Here is a 13,848-nt window from a genome sequence, read left to right on the forward strand (position 1 = left end):
GCAAAGTCTGCTGCCGGGCAAAGTCCGCACGCGCCGACCACCTGGGCGCACGTCGGATTCACCGCACAACGCCAGCCGCCACGGCGCGCACCATGGCGACTGTGCGTCGGATTCACCGCACTCGAAAAACGGTGAGCCGCCAGTCCGTTGAGCGGGTGCGGGCGATGCGGGCGGCGATGGCGAAGTGTTGGCGGCCGCGGTCGTAGGTGGCGAAGACTTCCGCGGTCGAGGCGTCGACCATCATGAGGCCCGCGCGGTAGAGCACAGCTACGCCGAGTGTGCGGCCGGGTGCGAGGTCGGCTCGGACTATGGTCCGCACCGCAGAGACCACGGCGGGCGTGGCCATGGTGGTGAGTTGGGCGACGGGGCGGCGGTGGTCGAGTATCTCGAGCGCCAACCGCAGCGCACGCTCGACGAATTGCTGTGCCGTCGAATCCAGTTCGACGAGCGGCGGCAACTCGGCGTGCCCCGCACTGAGCGCCCGCCGCATACCCGGCGGACCGGATCGTCCGGTCTGATCATTCCGCGATAGCGGCGTGCGGCACGGCGACGCACGCGGCGGATCCTCGAATTCCGCGCGGCTCCCGGCCGGACGGTACGGCAACAACGGCGGTTCGGTCCTCGGCGCATACGAAAGCCCCGACGAATGTCTCTCCACCCAACACCCCCCAAACGAGTTCGACCTACTACCCCCAAGCTCCGACCGCGACAGCATTCCACGAATATCCCCCCAGGTAAACCACCCAAGCGACCGCTCTGGCGCACATGCAATCAAGATCAGGTGGAACTGGTGGCGGAGCTTTCTCGGCCGATGCCTGCACAGATTCCACCTGATCTTGATGCGAGTCAGGGGGAGATGCGGGCGAGGGTTTGGAGGGGGTCGGTGAGGACGTCGGCGAAGGCTAGTTCGGCGGCACCGATCAAGGGGGCGTCGTCGGCGAGGGCGGAGGTGCGCAGGCGGACCCGCTCACGCACCGCGAGCAGCCCATTCACCGCGAGTCTGCTGCGGACCTGCGCGGCGGAGGCGAGGTAGATCTCGCGGAGCACGCCACCGAACACGACCATCGTCGGATTGAAGATATTGACCAGGTTGGCGACGCCGTACCCGAGCCAATCCCCAACCTGGTGCAACGCATCTCGGGCAGTGGCATCACCACGCGCCGCAGCATCCACGATCGCCTCCACCGCCGCACGCCCGGTGAGATCCGCCCGCCCGGCAGCCGCAATCAACGCGAGCTCGCCCGCCTCGGCCTCCAAACAGCCATGCGACCCACACGTGCAAGCCCGCCCACCCGGATTCACGATCATGTGCCCGACCTCGCCGCCATATCCCCCCTCACCACCGAGCAGCTTGCCGCCCATGATGATTCCGCCTCCGATACCGACCTCACCGTGCAGATAGATCATGTCCGCAACCCCGATACCGACACCACGCTCCCGTTCGGCAAGCGCACCGAGGTTGGCATTATTACCGACCACCACGCGTAACCCGAGTCGCTCCGAAAGCCGCGCTCCGACCGGCACATCCACCCACCCGATATTCGGCCCGTACCGAACGACGCCGTCCTCTTCCCGCACCATCCCACAGAACGCGACTCCCACACCCACACATATGGTCTCGGGCCCGGACCCGCGAATCATGTTCTCCGCGAGGTCCACGAGCGCACCGATCACATCATTCGGATCGAATGTGCCGCTGGGACGGCGCGTTTCCCGCCGATCGAGAATCACCCCGCCCAAGCCGACCCGAGCCACCGCGAGCCGATCCGCCCCCACATCCAGCGCCAACCCGTAGACGCGCTCCGATTCGGGCCGCACCACCAGCGACGGCCGCCCCGCCTTCCCCGTCTGCCCCGGCAGTTCCTCGCTGACCAGACCGGCGGCGGCGAGGTCGGCGGTCAGCGCCAGAATGGTGCTGCGATTGAGCCCCATCCGCTCGGCGAGCGCCGTCCGGGACATGGGTCCGCTCGAGTGGACATGTCGCAGCAGCACGGCGAGGTTCTGCCGCCGGATCTCGTCCGGGGAAGGTGCAGCTCTCATTCGGGCGAACCTCCTCCCGGTCAGTCGGTCAACTTCCTGGCAACGCACGCTTGCGCGACAGCGCGTCCACTCCCGCTGCCAACAGCAGTACGAATCCTGTCACAACGAATTTGGTGCCCGCGCTGTAGCCCATCAGGCCCATTCCGTTATTGATCACCGCGACCACCGCCGCACCGAGCACCGCGTCGAGCATCCGACCGCGCCCGCCGAACAGACTCGTACCGCCGATCACGGCCGCTCCGACAGCGGTCAGCAACACATCGCTGCCGCCGGTATTCGGATCGACGGAGTTGGCCCGCGATGCCGCGATCAGCCCGCCCACCGCCGCCATTGTCGAACACAGCACGAAGGCACAGATCTTGATCCGATCGACCGGAATGCCCGCTCGCCGAGCCGCTTCCGCGCTGCCGCCGACCGCGTAGATATGTCTGCCGAACGACGTGCGGTTGAGCACGAACGTCCAGAGCAGTAGCAGCGCCACGATCAGCGGCACCACGATCGGCATGCCCTTGAGCGAGTTGATCGCCGGGTTGCGGCTGCGTTCGTCATTGAGGATCAGCACCGCCGCACCCGCTACCACGGCAACCGCCGCGATCCGCAGCGCGATCACCGGCGCGGTTTCACCGGTGAGACCGAGTTTGGTGCGCGCCCGCAGTTTTCGGTATTGGACAATCGCGAATCCGGCCAGCAGCACCACGTACATCACCCAGCCGAGCCAAGGCGCCACATTCTTATTGGCGATCGCGACGATCGTCTCATCGTGGATCGAGATATTGCGCCCGTTGTCCATGATCTTCAGCGCGACACCCTGCAATGCCAGAAACGCCGCCAATGTCACCACGAACGAAGGGATTCCGATCTTCACCACGATCGTCCCGATGATCAGCCCGATCGCGACGCCGGTGAGCAGCGAGACGAGAACCGCTGCATACCAAGGCCATCCCTTATCGGTGAGCAGTACCGCGAGCACCGCCGCACACACACCGCTGGCGAATCCGGCCGACAGATCGATCTCACCGAGCAGCAAAACGAAGATCAGTCCCATGGCGATTACCGCGATGGCCGCGCCCTGGGTCAGGAGATTCGCGAAATTGCCCTGCGTCATGAACACCGGCCGCGCGATCCAGAACACCACCGACAGCACCGCCAGCGCGATAATCGACGGCAGCGCACCCATATTCCCGCTGCGCACCCGTCCGACATACGAGTTGACCAGCTCGGTCACCGGCGAGGATGTGGCCTCGAATTTATCCGTAACCACGGCGCTCATACGCTTGCTCCATTTCCGAGGCCGAGACTTCCGCTGCGACCGGCGGTGATCAGTTCGACGACCTGCGCGTGCGTCACGTCGGCGGTGCGCACCTGGGCCGCCATCCGGCCGAGATACAGCGCGGCGATCCGATCCGAGACCGCGAAGACGTCGTTCATGTTGTGCGAAATCAACACCACCGCAAGGCCTTTGTCGGCGAGTCGACGAACCAACTCGAGCACCTGCTGGGTCTGAGCGACACCCAGCGCGGCCGTCGGCTCGTCCAGGATCACCACTTTGCTGTTCCACAGCACGGCTTTCGCGATCGCCACCGTCTGGCGTTGACCGCCGGACAGACTCGCCACCTGCTGTCGCACCGACTTCACCGTCCGAACCGATAAGCCCGCCAAGGTCTTTCCGGCCAGCTCCTCCATCCCGTACTCGTCGAGGACCAGGCCGTGCTTCTTCTCCCGGCCGAGGAACATGTTCTGCACGATGTCGAGGTTGTCGCAGAGTGCGAGATCCTGGTACACGATCTCGATCCCGAGATCGGCGGCGTCACGCGGACTGTGCACACGCACCGGTTTGCCCTCGAAAAGGAATTCACCCGAATCGATCGGATGGGTACCGCCGATGCACTTGACCAGCGTGGACTTGCCCGCGCCGTTATCGCCGACCAGTGCCGTCACCTCACCCGAGTACGCGGAGAAGGCGACCTCGTGCAAGACATGGACGGGACCGAAACTCTTTTCTATCCCGCGTAATTCGATGACCGGGGTATCCGGCATGGGTGCAGCTCCTCAAGTTGGGGCGCCCCTTCCGCGGTCCCCTCATCGAATCGCGGAAGGGGCGGTGTAACACGATCAGCGGACCCCGTTATCCGCGCAGAGCTTGGCGAATTCGCCGGTGCACAGCTCGGCCTTGGTGACATAGCCGTCCGCGACCACGTCGTTCACGTTCTCCTTGAAGATCGCCTTCGGTTCCAGCAGCACCGCGGGTACTTTCGCATTCGCTTCGGGATCGTCGACGGTGCTGTTCGCCTCGCCCTTCTCACCCCTCGCGAGTGCGATCGCCAACTTCGCGCCGGCGTCGGCCTCCAACTTGATGGCCTTGTAGACGGTCATGCACTGATCGCCCGCGAGCACGTTCTGCAGGCCCTGGACCGTGGCGTCCTGGCCGGTCACCGGGATCTGGCCGTTCAGCTTCTGCTTCTTCAGCACCGCGATCGCGGCATTGCCGAGCCCGTCGTTGGCCGCGACCACACCGCCGAGATTCGGTGTGCCGGTGAGCATCTGCTCGAAGATGGTGCCCGCCTTGGTGTTATCCCACTCCGGCACCGCCTGATCCGGTCCCTTCGCATACTCACCGGAATCGAACTTCGGCTTGAGCACGCCGTCGTAGCCGTTCTTGAACAGCGTCGCGTTGTTGTCTGTCGGTCCGCCGTTCAGATACGCGACGATCGGATTGACCGCCTTCTTGTCGGTGAGGCACTTGGCCAGCCCGTCCCCCATCAACTTGCCGACCTTCACATTGTCGAACGACACATAGAACGGCGCCCCGCCGCCGAGAGTCAGTCTGTCGTAATCGATTACGGTCACACCCTGCGACTTCGCCTTCTGGATCACCGCCTTGCCGGTCCCGCTGTCGAGGTTGGTGATCATCAGCACCGAGGCGCCATTGGTGATCATCTGATCCGCGATGGTCTGGAAGGCGTTCTTATCCCCCTGCGCGTTCTGGATATCCGCCTTGATCCCTGCCGCGTCGAACGCCGCCCGCAGATACTTCCGATCCGCCGTCTCCCACCGCGCGGATGTCTTGCTGTCCGGCAGGATCACCCCGATCTTGGCACCCCCACCCCCGGAGTCCTTGTTGTCGTCCCCGCAGGCAGTGAGCGAGGTGAGAAGCGCGACCGATACGGCCGCAATGCCGAGGATCCCCTTACGCATGAGGGCGAGCCTTTCGTCGAACCACCGCCCGATCAGACCGGGCAGTCGAGCAAGAGCGAATGTTGTTCGACACAACATATTGCACTGTGACCCGAAGCACAGCCGTTTCGGAAAGATATTTGTTGTTCGCCATAACAATCCGGTTTCGGGACGACGGTTGGGCGCGTCACTCGACCGCCCACCCCCCGCGAGACACGTTCGCAGCGGCCGGCAATTACAAGGCCGGTACGGAATTCCGGACGATCCAAGCCTCCTAGAGGCCGCGAAGCTTGGTGACGACGGAGGGTCAGCGCCGCGACCCGAATCCGATCAAGGCGCGGTGTGAGCCCGAAACGAGGAGATCGAGCAGCACCGCCCCCGAAGGCCGACGAGTACGCGATCCGATTCGCGGACAATCGAGTAGCGTGATTCCATTCGATGCCAACGCGGAGGACACCACCGATGACCATCGGAATCACCAAGATCCGCCAAGTGAAGCTGCCCGTGACCGACCTCGAGAAGAGCGTCGCCTGGTACCGGGAACTCCTGGATCTGAAACCCGCATTCGAGTTCTTCGAAAACGGCGCCGTGCGTGGCGTCGTCCTCCTCGAGCCAGATGCCGACCTGCACATAGCGTTACGCGAACGCCTCTACTGCGCCAGCCGCCCCCACCTCAACGACTTCGACGCCTTCGCCCTCCGCGTCGACTCACTCGACTCCTTCACGAAGCTGATCGAACGCGCCGACCGCCTGGGCGCATCGCATAGCGAGATCCACGACCGCGGTCCGTACGGCGCGGCACTCGACATCAGCGACCCGGACGGCACCGTGATCCGGTTCCTCTACGAACCCGATGACTACCCCACCGGCTTCGCCGGCCTGGAATTCGGCCCCGACGGCACCCCGAACGCATACCGGGAGCCGCGACTCGGCAGCGATTCGTAATCAGCGAACGGCGATTGCCCCGTCGTAAGCAACCACCAGCAAGCTCCGTTCGCGCACCCCCTCGAGTTCTCTCGGCGCCCAGTCGATCAACGGTCCCGGAGACACAGCTGTGCACGGAAGGTGCAGCTGCAGAACGCATTACCGATGCCCTGTCCTCGGCGTGCGCATGACAAACCGCTCGGCTACGTCGGCCACGATGGGCAGTGCCAGGTGCTGCCGTCCCATTCCACGAGAAACGGCTCGGCGGGCGGTAGCGGTGAGCCCCAGACACGGGAGCCGAGAGCGCACAGCCGCGCCACCGTGACGGTAAGGCTGGCCACGTGGCCGACGACTGCGACCGTCTCGCCCCGGTGGACACTTGCGATCTGCCGGAAGGCCGCGGCCATGCGGGCGAACACCTCTCGTCCGGATTCGCCGTTGGCGACTCGCTGTTCGAGATCGTGCTCGATGATCCAGGCTCGCAGGACTTCAGCGGTTTGTTTGCGGACCGCCGAATCAGTGGTCCCCTCGTACTCGCCGATACCGACCTCGGCCAGGTCAGCTATCGCAACGACGTCGAGACGCTGCCGCGATGCGATGATCTCAGCCGTCTGCTGCGCGCGAAGTGCTGTGCTGGAATAGATCCGGGTGATCGGCTCGCCGTCCAGGACGCGGGTGGTCTCGGCGGCTTGGCGACGGCCGCGCTTGGTCAACGGCGACCACGGTACGGTTCCGGCGATACCCGCAGTGATGTTCTCCGATTCGGCATGCCGCAGACACCACATCCTGACGCTCATGCGGCTCCTGACAATCGGCGGCCCGTTGCGGTTCAGGGCGCACGGACGCCGAACGGAATGACCCGTGCGGTCGCGGTCGCGGTGGCTACAAGTGCCCCTTCGCCGTCGGCAAGGTCGGCTTGCAGATGTGCGATATCACCTTCCCGATGGACGACCTTCCCGCGCCCGATGAGCCGTCCAGGACGCACCGGCCGCAGAAAGGCGACATTGAGGTCGAGGGTCGACTGGAACTGATCGGGTTCCAGCGTGGCCAGCAGGGCCGGGCCGACAGTGTCGTAGAGCATCGCGGCGAGAAATGCGCCGAGGACGTTGCCCATGGGGTTCGTAAACGCTTCGATCGCAGTGAATGCCAGCACGATGGTTCCGGCATCAGGGTCGGCTTCGATGAACTCCAGACCGAGGGTGGCTGCGGCGGGCGGAAGCGGTGCCTTCCCGTTGGCCCCGTCCCAGAACGGACCGGATCGCTCGTTGGTCGTCACGTCACTCCTCAACTCGGCACACCACGAACCTACGCCGCGATGTCACGCTGGTCGTGAGTTCCTTTGGCGTAGCGACTTCTTCGTCACGAAGTGGCGTGGCCTCCGATACGATCGACGTAATAGCAAGTGGCGCTTGGAGAAAGTCGTGGGGGAACGGTCATCGGATGCACAGTCACTGGTGGCTGTGCCTGCCGAGCTGGTTGATGCCGCGAAGGCAGTCAAATACCTGTTGGACGGACTCACCTCCGGATTCAAGTCGCTCGATACGGATGTGGAATCACTGCTCCGGACGTGGCAGGGGTACCAGGGTGGATTGTTCGCGGAGGGATACGCCGAGGTCAAGCAGGGATTGGCAGACCTGTTGGACGCCATGGGGGATACGACGGTCGCGTTGAACACCAGCGCGGAGGCCTACCTCGAGCAGGAGCACGCGAACACTGAAGCCATCCAGTCGGTGGCCTCCTCACTGGACCTACCCGATGCGTCATAGCGTAGATCTGGAGGTACTGGACTCGGTCGTCACGCGGATGAAGGGTTTCGAGGGCTTCTTCAACGACCAGATCACTGCCTTCGACAGCGCGATCAGCAAGTTGCAAGGGGTGTGGGAAGGCAACGCCGCTGCCGCACAACAGGAATCCCATACCAGGCTTATGGCCGCTGCCGAGGAAATCCGCCAGGGTGTCGAGGACATGCGGTGTGCGGCCGAGGCCGCACACCAGCGGTACAGCGCAGCGGTCGCGGCGAACGTCGAAATGTGGCGGGGCTGAAGCCGATTGACGCAGCTCGATGTCGACCCGGAGCTATTCTACGAGCTAGCCGGTGCCTATAGCTGGGCCAGCCGCGCCGCGTCAGCAGCGCTGCTGAAGATGGATCAGGAGCTACGCGCGGCCACCGAAATGAGCGGCCGCGACCCCGGCGGAACCGAGTGGGGCGGAAACTATTTCCGGTCCGGGATCGAAGCATCGGTTACTGCCGGTATCGCCACCGATGTGCTGGTTCGGATGGCGGCGTTGATTCGGCAGAGCGGGGTCAACCACGATCAATCCGAAAACGCCGACGACTACAACACCCCCGGCGGTGCACTACCCGAGGCCGACCCAGGCGGCCAAACCGCTACGGCGCGACCGTTGAAGAACCCTGCGGGTGGATCCAGACCAGAACCCATGGGCTGGCGCGACGTCATGGGATCGGTCAAATGGATCAATGGTGACACCGCAAAACTACAGATGGCAGCAGACAGTTGGCTGGCGGCTGCGAGCGCTTACCAGGCGCTCGACAGTGAGATCAAAGTCAAGATGAAGCGCCTGCTCGGATCAACCTCGCCAGAAATCCCCGACATCGACAAAACCAACAAAACTGTGCTCGAGGCGGTGAAGCTACTGGCCGACGCGATGCGTCAACAGAGCGGCGCCACAAGCGGATACGCCGATATTCTCACCGCGGCGCAGGAGGGGATCGAACGCGAACTGCAACTTCAAACGGTGACCCAGGCGATCAACGACGTCAACGAGGCAACGATCGGCAAACCGATCGCACCAGCGATCCGCATCGCCGCCGAGCTCGAAATACAGCTCAGCCGTAGCCGTATTCAGGCCATCTTGGACGGGCTGGCCAACGCACGCGACGTAACGAACGGCACCCTCAACGGGGTATCGGCGACGGTGGTCAACACCGTGAACACGAGGTTCAAGCCCGTCCTCGACTTGCAGCTCAAACGCCCACCCGAGCCGACCTCTGCAGAGCAGCGGCGTCGCAATAAACTCGAAGGCGCCAAAGCCGAAGCCCGTGCGGGCATCGATCCGACCAAACCTAAACAATCGATACCATCGGTGACCGGCGCGACGCGGCGCATCCCCGACGACCTCGACACCGGCAACCAGAGGTTGACCGAGGTCAAGAACGTTAAGCGCCAGGAGTACACGGATCAGATCAAGGACTTCGTCCAGTTCACCCAGGCCAACGGCTACGAGTTCGTACTCGTCACCGACAACAGCACGGAGCTCGCACCAGAAATCGAAGCGTTGATTCAACAAGGGAAGATCAAACACGTGAAGATGGACTTCAAGAGTTGACCCCGACCGACGACATCTCCGCGGCACAGCTGCTCGCCGACTACAGCAAGGTGGGCGGGTACGCGGAGACGATCCCCGCGATCGCCCACGCCGTTTCCATCACACCCGCGGAAATCGACGTGCTGTCGCAATGGTTGATCGAGTTGGAAGCCAGATGGCCAGGACCGGAAACTGAGGGCCGCGCACTGGCACGGTTGACGCTGGCACAATCATTGGGCCGCAAGGAAGCGCGCAAGTCCGCCGCGACCGCGGCCTTGATCGCACAGTTCGATGAGTCCAAGCAGATGCGCTCGTTTGCCCGTTGGTCGGCTGGTAACGCGATATACGACATCCCGGCCAGCCCCGAATATTTCGACCAACTCTCGGTCATCGCCGCTAACCGAGCATTCGGTACCGATCGCCAGATGGTGGTGGCCTGGCTCGGCAAATCCCGGCATCCGCAAGCGGCCGCTGTCGCCGTTTCCCAACTCGATGACCCGGACGTACAGGGACACGCACTGGAAGCGCTGGCGAAACTGCGCGCCCAAGGCGTGCGCGAGCACGTCGAACCGTTCCTGACTTCGAAGAACAAATACCATCGCCGCTCGGCAGACAGAATTCTTCGCTATGACCAAGGCTGACGGGCCACTACTCCACCCGGGCAGGCAACTGCTACCAGATCCGCCGCTGCGCGGTGGATGCCTCCAACGCGCCGCCGACCACAACTTCCCCCTGAAGCTGGTAGGGCTCCAAGACATTCAACGCAATACCTTCAGCATGCTCGAGAAACACCTCGATGCCGTCACCACCGGTTTCGGGCAGTCGGACATCGACAACCAGCGCGGCAGCACGAACCTGGGCGCGCATTGCGGCGACCGCCCGGATGTTGGATTCGTGTGCCTGCTGGGCAGCCTGAGCGTCAGCAGCGATCAGCTGTGTCGCACCCGAGCTGTCGACAACCAGCCCGAAAGGGAAGAACTTTCCGCGTTCTGAAAGGCGACGCTCAGCCAACGTCAACGCCTCATCAAGCAGACCATCCAGGTCGGACTGCGCCTCATCCGAGGCAGCCTCCCTCCACGCAACCACTGATCTCCCTTCACAACCCGCTAGATGACCTAATCGAGGCTAGCGCACCTGTCATCTATGGGCGCCTGACGACAATGACGGCATCAACGCCTTCCGAATGCGGACGTCATTCGGGACTATCAGATAGTCGGTTGCCCTGCGCAATATTTTCGGATGGGTGGTAGTGAGGAGTTGTGGTGGATAGGTGTCCGGTTGGGGCCTCTGGTCGAACTCGGTGGCGGGAGCATGGTGGGTGGCGTGGGGCGGTTCGGAGGGGGGAACTGCCTGGCGGGCAGCAGGTTTGGGTCGTCAGTGGGTATGACGAGGTGGCGGGGCTTTTGGGGGATGTGCGGCTGAGTGTGGATAAGCGGTATTCCGGGGGTGGGTATTCGGGGTTTTCGTTGCCACCGGCGTTGGATCGGAATTTGCTGAATTTGGATGGGGCGGAGCATGGGCGGCTGCGGCGGCTTGCGGCGCCTGCGTTTTCGCGGAGGTCGGGTGATTCGCTTCGGCAGGTGGTTCAGCGGATCAGCGCGGCCGCGTTTCGATCATTGGATGAAAATGCCGGTGGCACAGTTGATCTGATGGAGCAGCTCTGTGTTCCCGTGCCGGCGCTCGTGATCGGTGAGTTGCTCGGTGTGCCCGCTGATCGGTATGGCGAGCTGCGCGATGCGGCTGGTGCGATGGTGACCTTCGATGCCTCGTCGAAGGAGTCTGCGGTCCGGCTGGCGGAGGCGGTCGAGTGGCTGGCCAGGACGTTCACGAGCGTGGTGCGGGCCAAGCGGGACGAGCCGGGCGATGACCTGATCAGTGGGTGGGTGCGGGCGGGTGCCGAGGCGGACCTGTTGTCCGAGGATGAGTTGGTTTCGCTGGCCTTCCTGATGATGCTGGCCGGGCTGGAGAATGCGGTTCATTTGTGCGGCAACATATTTGCCGCGCTGCTCGCATCGGATAGTCCGTTGACGACCTGGTCGACGCGGCGGGCAGAAACCATGGAGGCCGCCAATCCTGTCCCGTTCGCGATCCGGCGGTTCGCGGTCGAGGATCTGACGATCGGCGACCGCTCGATTCCCGAGGGCGACACCGTATTGCTCTCGTTGTTCGGCGCGGATTCGGATCCGGCACGCGGCGGGCGGGCGAGCCTGATGTTCGGGCGTGGACCGCATTATTGCCTGGGTGCGCAGGTCAGCGACATGATCGTCGATGCCGTGATACCGGAGTTGTTCAAGAGGTATCCGCAAGCGCGGCTGTCGATTCCGGAGTCCGAGCTGGAATACCGTGCGTCTTGGCGCTCGCATGGGCTGGCCGCGTTGCCTGTTCGGCTAACTGCCTGAATTACAGCGGAACGACTTTCAAGCGGTTCGCGCCCGATGTTCCGCAACATGAACGCGATTCGAACAGCGCGTCGAGCAGAAGCGACGTCGACCATTGCGGGACGTATCGACGAAGACCAAACCGCAGCCCTCGCGGGCGCAGCGTCCGATGCGACCGGGGTCCTCGCAGAAAAGCTCCGCGAGCCCAGCGGCGGTGTACGCCTTGACGCGCTCGTCGATCGGGGCGTCCTCGCGGGCGTAGTGCAGGTGGGGCGCGCGGCCGTCGTGGGTGGAGATGTAGGGCTGGCTGGTGGTCTCGGCCAGTAGGGCGTTGAGCAGGTCGACGCCCGGTTCGGTGAAGACCTCGTCGAGGCGCGCGATCCAGCGGCGCAGCTCGGCGGTCTGCCGGGTGTTGAGGGTGCCGAGTGGCTTGTAGCCGGAATCGGCGAGCAGCTGCAGCAGGTCTTGCCGCGGGTCCGCGTTCACCAGGCGGGCGGCGAGTTCGGCCGCGGCGCCTCCGTAAGGGTTGAAATGCACAAAGTCATTACATCAGGCTGGACGCATGATCGCCACCTGCCCGTCTTGCTCCTGGTCGTCGCCCACCCTCGTGTCGTCGCACGGCGCCACCAGCTACCTGCGCTGCATCTGCGGGCGGTGGCTGATCAGCGAGCACGGGGCGGTGGTGGCGCTGGCCGGGACCAGCACAATGGGCCTAGCCGATGCCCGGCCGCCACTCCGGGGCCAGCACTGACCAGATCTCCACGTCGAATCGCTGCCCCCGATGCGGGTAAAACTCCCGCAGCACACCGTCTTTGGTCATTCCCAACCGCCGCGCCACGGCGATGCTGGCGTGATTCGGCGATGCGACCAGCCACTCCACGCGATGGATGCCGCGCTCCTCGATTGCCCAGTCGATGATCACGCGGGCGGCCCGGGTCGCCAGGCCACGGCCCGCGGCCGCGGGCTCGAGCCAGCAGCCCGCCTCGGCAACGCCGAGCGCGAGGTCCATCGTCCGGAACAGGACGCTGCCGACCAACTTGCCGTCCAGCCGGATCCCATAGATCCGGCCGGTGTCGGCCGCCGCCTTCTCCGCGTACTCGCGCAGGTAGGTGCGGCTCGACTCCAGATCCGTTACGGCGTCGGCAACTTTGATGTACTGGCCGATGGACTCCCGCCCCCGGTCCATATGTTCCAGGAACTCCGCGGCATGCCGCGGTTCGAGTGGACGCAGTTCGGCACCGTCGGCACCGAGGGATATCGCGAACATCGTGACCTTCCGTAGCTATTGCCGGAGCCTGCGTCCTCCCGTGGCTTTGTTGCGGTACATCGCGGTGTCGACGGCGTGCATCATTTCGTCGATGTCGGTGGGGCGGTCTTCGGCGAAAACCGTTCCGATGCTGGCGCCTACGACCACGGGCCGCCCGGCCACCTGTATCGGGGTGGCGAGCCCGTCCAGCAGGAGCGCGGAAATTGCTTCCAATTGCTCTGTGCCAGTGCACTTCTCGACGAGTACGATGAACTCGTCGCCGCCGATTCGCGCGACCAATCCGCCGATGGATTCGACGGATTCACGAAGACGCTGGGCAACGTCGCGCAGCACCCGGTCCCCTACCGTATGCCCCCACACATCGTTCACTTCCTTGAACCCGTCGAGGTCCAGATAGCAAACACCAACTGGCGGAATGGCATTGGCCAGTCGATTGAAGAAAAGCACACGGTTGGGTAGACCGGTCAGGCTGTCGTGGTTGGCGTCGTGCCACAGCCGGTCGGCCAATTGTTTGCGTTCGGTGACGTCGACGGCGACACCGATCAGGAAGCGGACCCGCCCACCGCTGTCGCGGACCGCGGACATGGACAGGTCGATGCTGGTGATGGTGCCGTCACGTCGGAGATGGTCGGTTTCGAGGCGGAAGCGGTCGGTCCGACCGCTGAGTAGGTGCTCCAAATTGGCATATGCGTCACCGATATTCGCGGGACCCAGCAATTCGGCGACCGACCGACCGGG

General features: G+C 64.0%; 17 protein-coding genes. 6 read left to right on the forward strand and 11 right to left on the reverse strand.

Annotated features, from left to right (window positions below; all coding sequences use genetic code 11):
• Positions 1-112: 112 nt before the first annotated feature.
• The 5 genes from ON44_RS46895 to ON44_RS18615 all read right to left on the reverse strand — a co-directional run bounded on the left by ON44_RS46895 (position 113) and on the right by ON44_RS18615 (position 5,235).
• Positions 113-658, reverse strand: a complete 546-nt coding sequence (locus ON44_RS46895) for an Rv3235 family protein (RefSeq protein ID WP_157187212.1) — start codon at positions 656-658, stop codon at positions 113-115.
• A 188-nt stretch (positions 659-846) separates the two neighbouring features.
• Positions 847-2,040, reverse strand: coding sequence for an ROK family protein (locus tag ON44_RS18600; RefSeq protein ID WP_040691766.1), 1,194 nt, complete (start codon positions 2,038-2,040; stop codon positions 847-849).
• Between the two features lie 28 nt (positions 2,041-2,068).
• Positions 2,069-3,310, reverse strand: coding sequence for a sugar ABC transporter permease (locus ON44_RS18605; protein WP_040691770.1), 1,242 nt, complete (start codon positions 3,308-3,310; stop codon positions 2,069-2,071).
• A complete protein-coding gene (locus ON44_RS18610; RefSeq protein WP_040691774.1) occupies positions 3,307-4,077 on the reverse strand; it encodes an ATP-binding cassette domain-containing protein in 771 nt (256 codons plus the stop codon). Before ON44_RS18610 ends, ON44_RS18605 begins: the two co-directional genes overlap by 4 nt.
• A gap of 75 nt (positions 4,078-4,152) precedes the next feature.
• Positions 4,153-5,235, reverse strand: coding sequence for a sugar ABC transporter substrate-binding protein (locus ON44_RS18615; RefSeq protein ID WP_040691775.1), 1,083 nt, complete (start codon positions 5,233-5,235; stop codon positions 4,153-4,155).
• A 441-nt stretch (positions 5,236-5,676) separates the two neighbouring features.
• On the opposite strand from ON44_RS18615, the gene ON44_RS18620 reads away from it, so the two are divergent.
• Positions 5,677-6,159: a VOC family protein gene (locus ON44_RS18620; RefSeq protein WP_040691776.1), complete on the forward strand. Its 483-nt coding sequence runs from the start codon at positions 5,677-5,679 to the stop codon at positions 6,157-6,159.
• A gap of 182 nt (positions 6,160-6,341) precedes the next feature.
• Here the strand turns inward: ON44_RS18620 and ON44_RS18625 are convergent, their stop codons facing one another.
• Positions 6,342-6,935 carry a histidine phosphatase family protein gene (locus ON44_RS18625; RefSeq protein WP_218007606.1) on the reverse strand — a complete coding sequence of 198 codons (594 nt, stop codon included), beginning with the start codon at positions 6,933-6,935 and terminating at the stop codon, positions 6,342-6,344.
• Between the two features lie 32 nt (positions 6,936-6,967).
• Positions 6,968-7,414, reverse strand: coding sequence for a PaaI family thioesterase (locus ON44_RS18630; protein WP_040691778.1), 447 nt, complete (start codon positions 7,412-7,414; stop codon positions 6,968-6,970).
• 145 nt (positions 7,415-7,559) lie between these two features.
• On the opposite strand from ON44_RS18630, the gene ON44_RS52635 reads away from it, so the two are divergent.
• Genes ON44_RS52635 through ON44_RS18650 form a run of 4 tightly spaced genes read left to right on the forward strand, consistent with a single transcriptional unit; the run spans position 7,560 to position 10,106 of the window.
• Positions 7,560-7,904: a WXG100 family type VII secretion target gene (locus ON44_RS52635; RefSeq protein WP_040691779.1), complete on the forward strand. Its 345-nt coding sequence runs from the start codon at positions 7,560-7,562 to the stop codon at positions 7,902-7,904.
• Positions 7,894-8,181, forward strand: coding sequence for a WXG100 family type VII secretion target (locus tag ON44_RS18640; protein ID WP_040691780.1), 288 nt, complete (start codon positions 7,894-7,896; stop codon positions 8,179-8,181). The genes ON44_RS52635 and ON44_RS18640 overlap by 11 nt, the downstream gene beginning before the upstream one ends.
• 6 nt (positions 8,182-8,187) lie before the next feature.
• Positions 8,188-9,486, forward strand: coding sequence for a putative toxin (locus tag ON44_RS18645; protein ID WP_040691781.1), 1,299 nt, complete (start codon positions 8,188-8,190; stop codon positions 9,484-9,486).
• Positions 9,483-10,106 (forward strand): HEAT repeat domain-containing protein, encoded by a 624-nt coding sequence (locus ON44_RS18650; RefSeq protein ID WP_040691782.1) that lies wholly within the window; start codon positions 9,483-9,485, stop codon positions 10,104-10,106. Before ON44_RS18645 ends, ON44_RS18650 begins: the two co-directional genes overlap by 4 nt.
• Positions 10,107-10,137: 31 nt before the next feature.
• Here ON44_RS18650 and ON44_RS18655 read toward each other — a convergent pair whose 3' ends face one another.
• Positions 10,138-10,551, reverse strand: a complete 414-nt coding sequence (locus ON44_RS18655) for a hypothetical protein (protein WP_040691784.1) — start codon at positions 10,549-10,551, stop codon at positions 10,138-10,140.
• Positions 10,552-11,114: 563 nt separating this feature from the next.
• Here ON44_RS18655 and ON44_RS18660 point away from each other — a divergent pair.
• The gene (locus ON44_RS18660) at positions 11,115-11,864 is read left to right on the forward strand and encodes a cytochrome P450 family protein (RefSeq protein ID WP_157187213.1); all 750 of its coding nucleotides are present in this window, start codon (positions 11,115-11,117) and stop codon (positions 11,862-11,864) included.
• 18 nt (positions 11,865-11,882) lie between these two features.
• On the opposite strand, the gene ON44_RS18665 is transcribed toward ON44_RS18660, so the two are convergent.
• The 3 genes from ON44_RS18665 to ON44_RS18675 all read right to left on the reverse strand — a co-directional run.
• Entirely contained in the window at positions 11,883-12,380 is a 498-nt protein-coding gene (locus ON44_RS18665) for a CGNR zinc finger domain-containing protein (protein WP_040691785.1), read from the reverse strand.
• A gap of 175 nt (positions 12,381-12,555) precedes the next feature.
• Complete coding sequence (locus ON44_RS18670; protein ID WP_040691787.1) at positions 12,556-13,110, reverse strand: GNAT family N-acetyltransferase; 555 nt, start codon at positions 13,108-13,110, stop codon at positions 12,556-12,558.
• 15 nt (positions 13,111-13,125) lie between these two features.
• On the reverse strand, positions 13,126-13,848 hold a 723-nt coding region (locus ON44_RS18675; RefSeq protein WP_040691789.1), incomplete at its 5' end, for a sensor domain-containing diguanylate cyclase.

Origin of the sequence: Nocardia vinacea NBRC 16497, from assembly GCF_000308835.1 — a bacterium.
Classification (GTDB): domain Bacteria; phylum Actinomycetota; class Actinomycetes; order Mycobacteriales; family Mycobacteriaceae; genus Nocardia; species Nocardia vinacea.

What these genes read in the sequence shown, in the direction of transcription:
- ON44_RS18640 (WP_040691780.1), top strand. Translation starts at nt 7,894, where the DNA reads ATGCGTCATAGCGTAGATCTGGAGGTACTGGACTCGGTCGTCACGCGG.
- ON44_RS18605 (WP_040691770.1), bottom strand. Translation starts at nt 3,310, where the DNA reads ATGAGCGCCGTGGTTACGGATAAATTCGAGGCCACATCCTCGCCGGTG.
- ON44_RS18660 (WP_157187213.1), top strand. Translation starts at nt 11,115, where the DNA reads ATGGAGCAGCTCTGTGTTCCCGTGCCGGCGCTCGTGATCGGTGAGTTG.
- ON44_RS18600 (WP_040691766.1), bottom strand. Translation starts at nt 2,040, where the DNA reads ATGAGAGCTGCACCTTCCCCGGACGAGATCCGGCGGCAGAACCTCGCC.
- ON44_RS18625 (WP_218007606.1), bottom strand. Translation starts at nt 6,935, where the DNA reads ATGAGCGTCAGGATGTGGTGTCTGCGGCATGCCGAATCGGAGAACATC.
- ON44_RS18615 (WP_040691775.1), bottom strand. Translation starts at nt 5,235, where the DNA reads ATGCGTAAGGGGATCCTCGGCATTGCGGCCGTATCGGTCGCGCTTCTC.
- ON44_RS18610 (WP_040691774.1), bottom strand. Translation starts at nt 4,077, where the DNA reads ATGCCGGATACCCCGGTCATCGAATTACGCGGGATAGAAAAGAGTTTC.
- ON44_RS18620 (WP_040691776.1), top strand. Translation starts at nt 5,677, where the DNA reads ATGACCATCGGAATCACCAAGATCCGCCAAGTGAAGCTGCCCGTGACC.
- ON44_RS18670 (WP_040691787.1), bottom strand. Translation starts at nt 13,110, where the DNA reads ATGTTCGCGATATCCCTCGGTGCCGACGGTGCCGAACTGCGTCCACTC.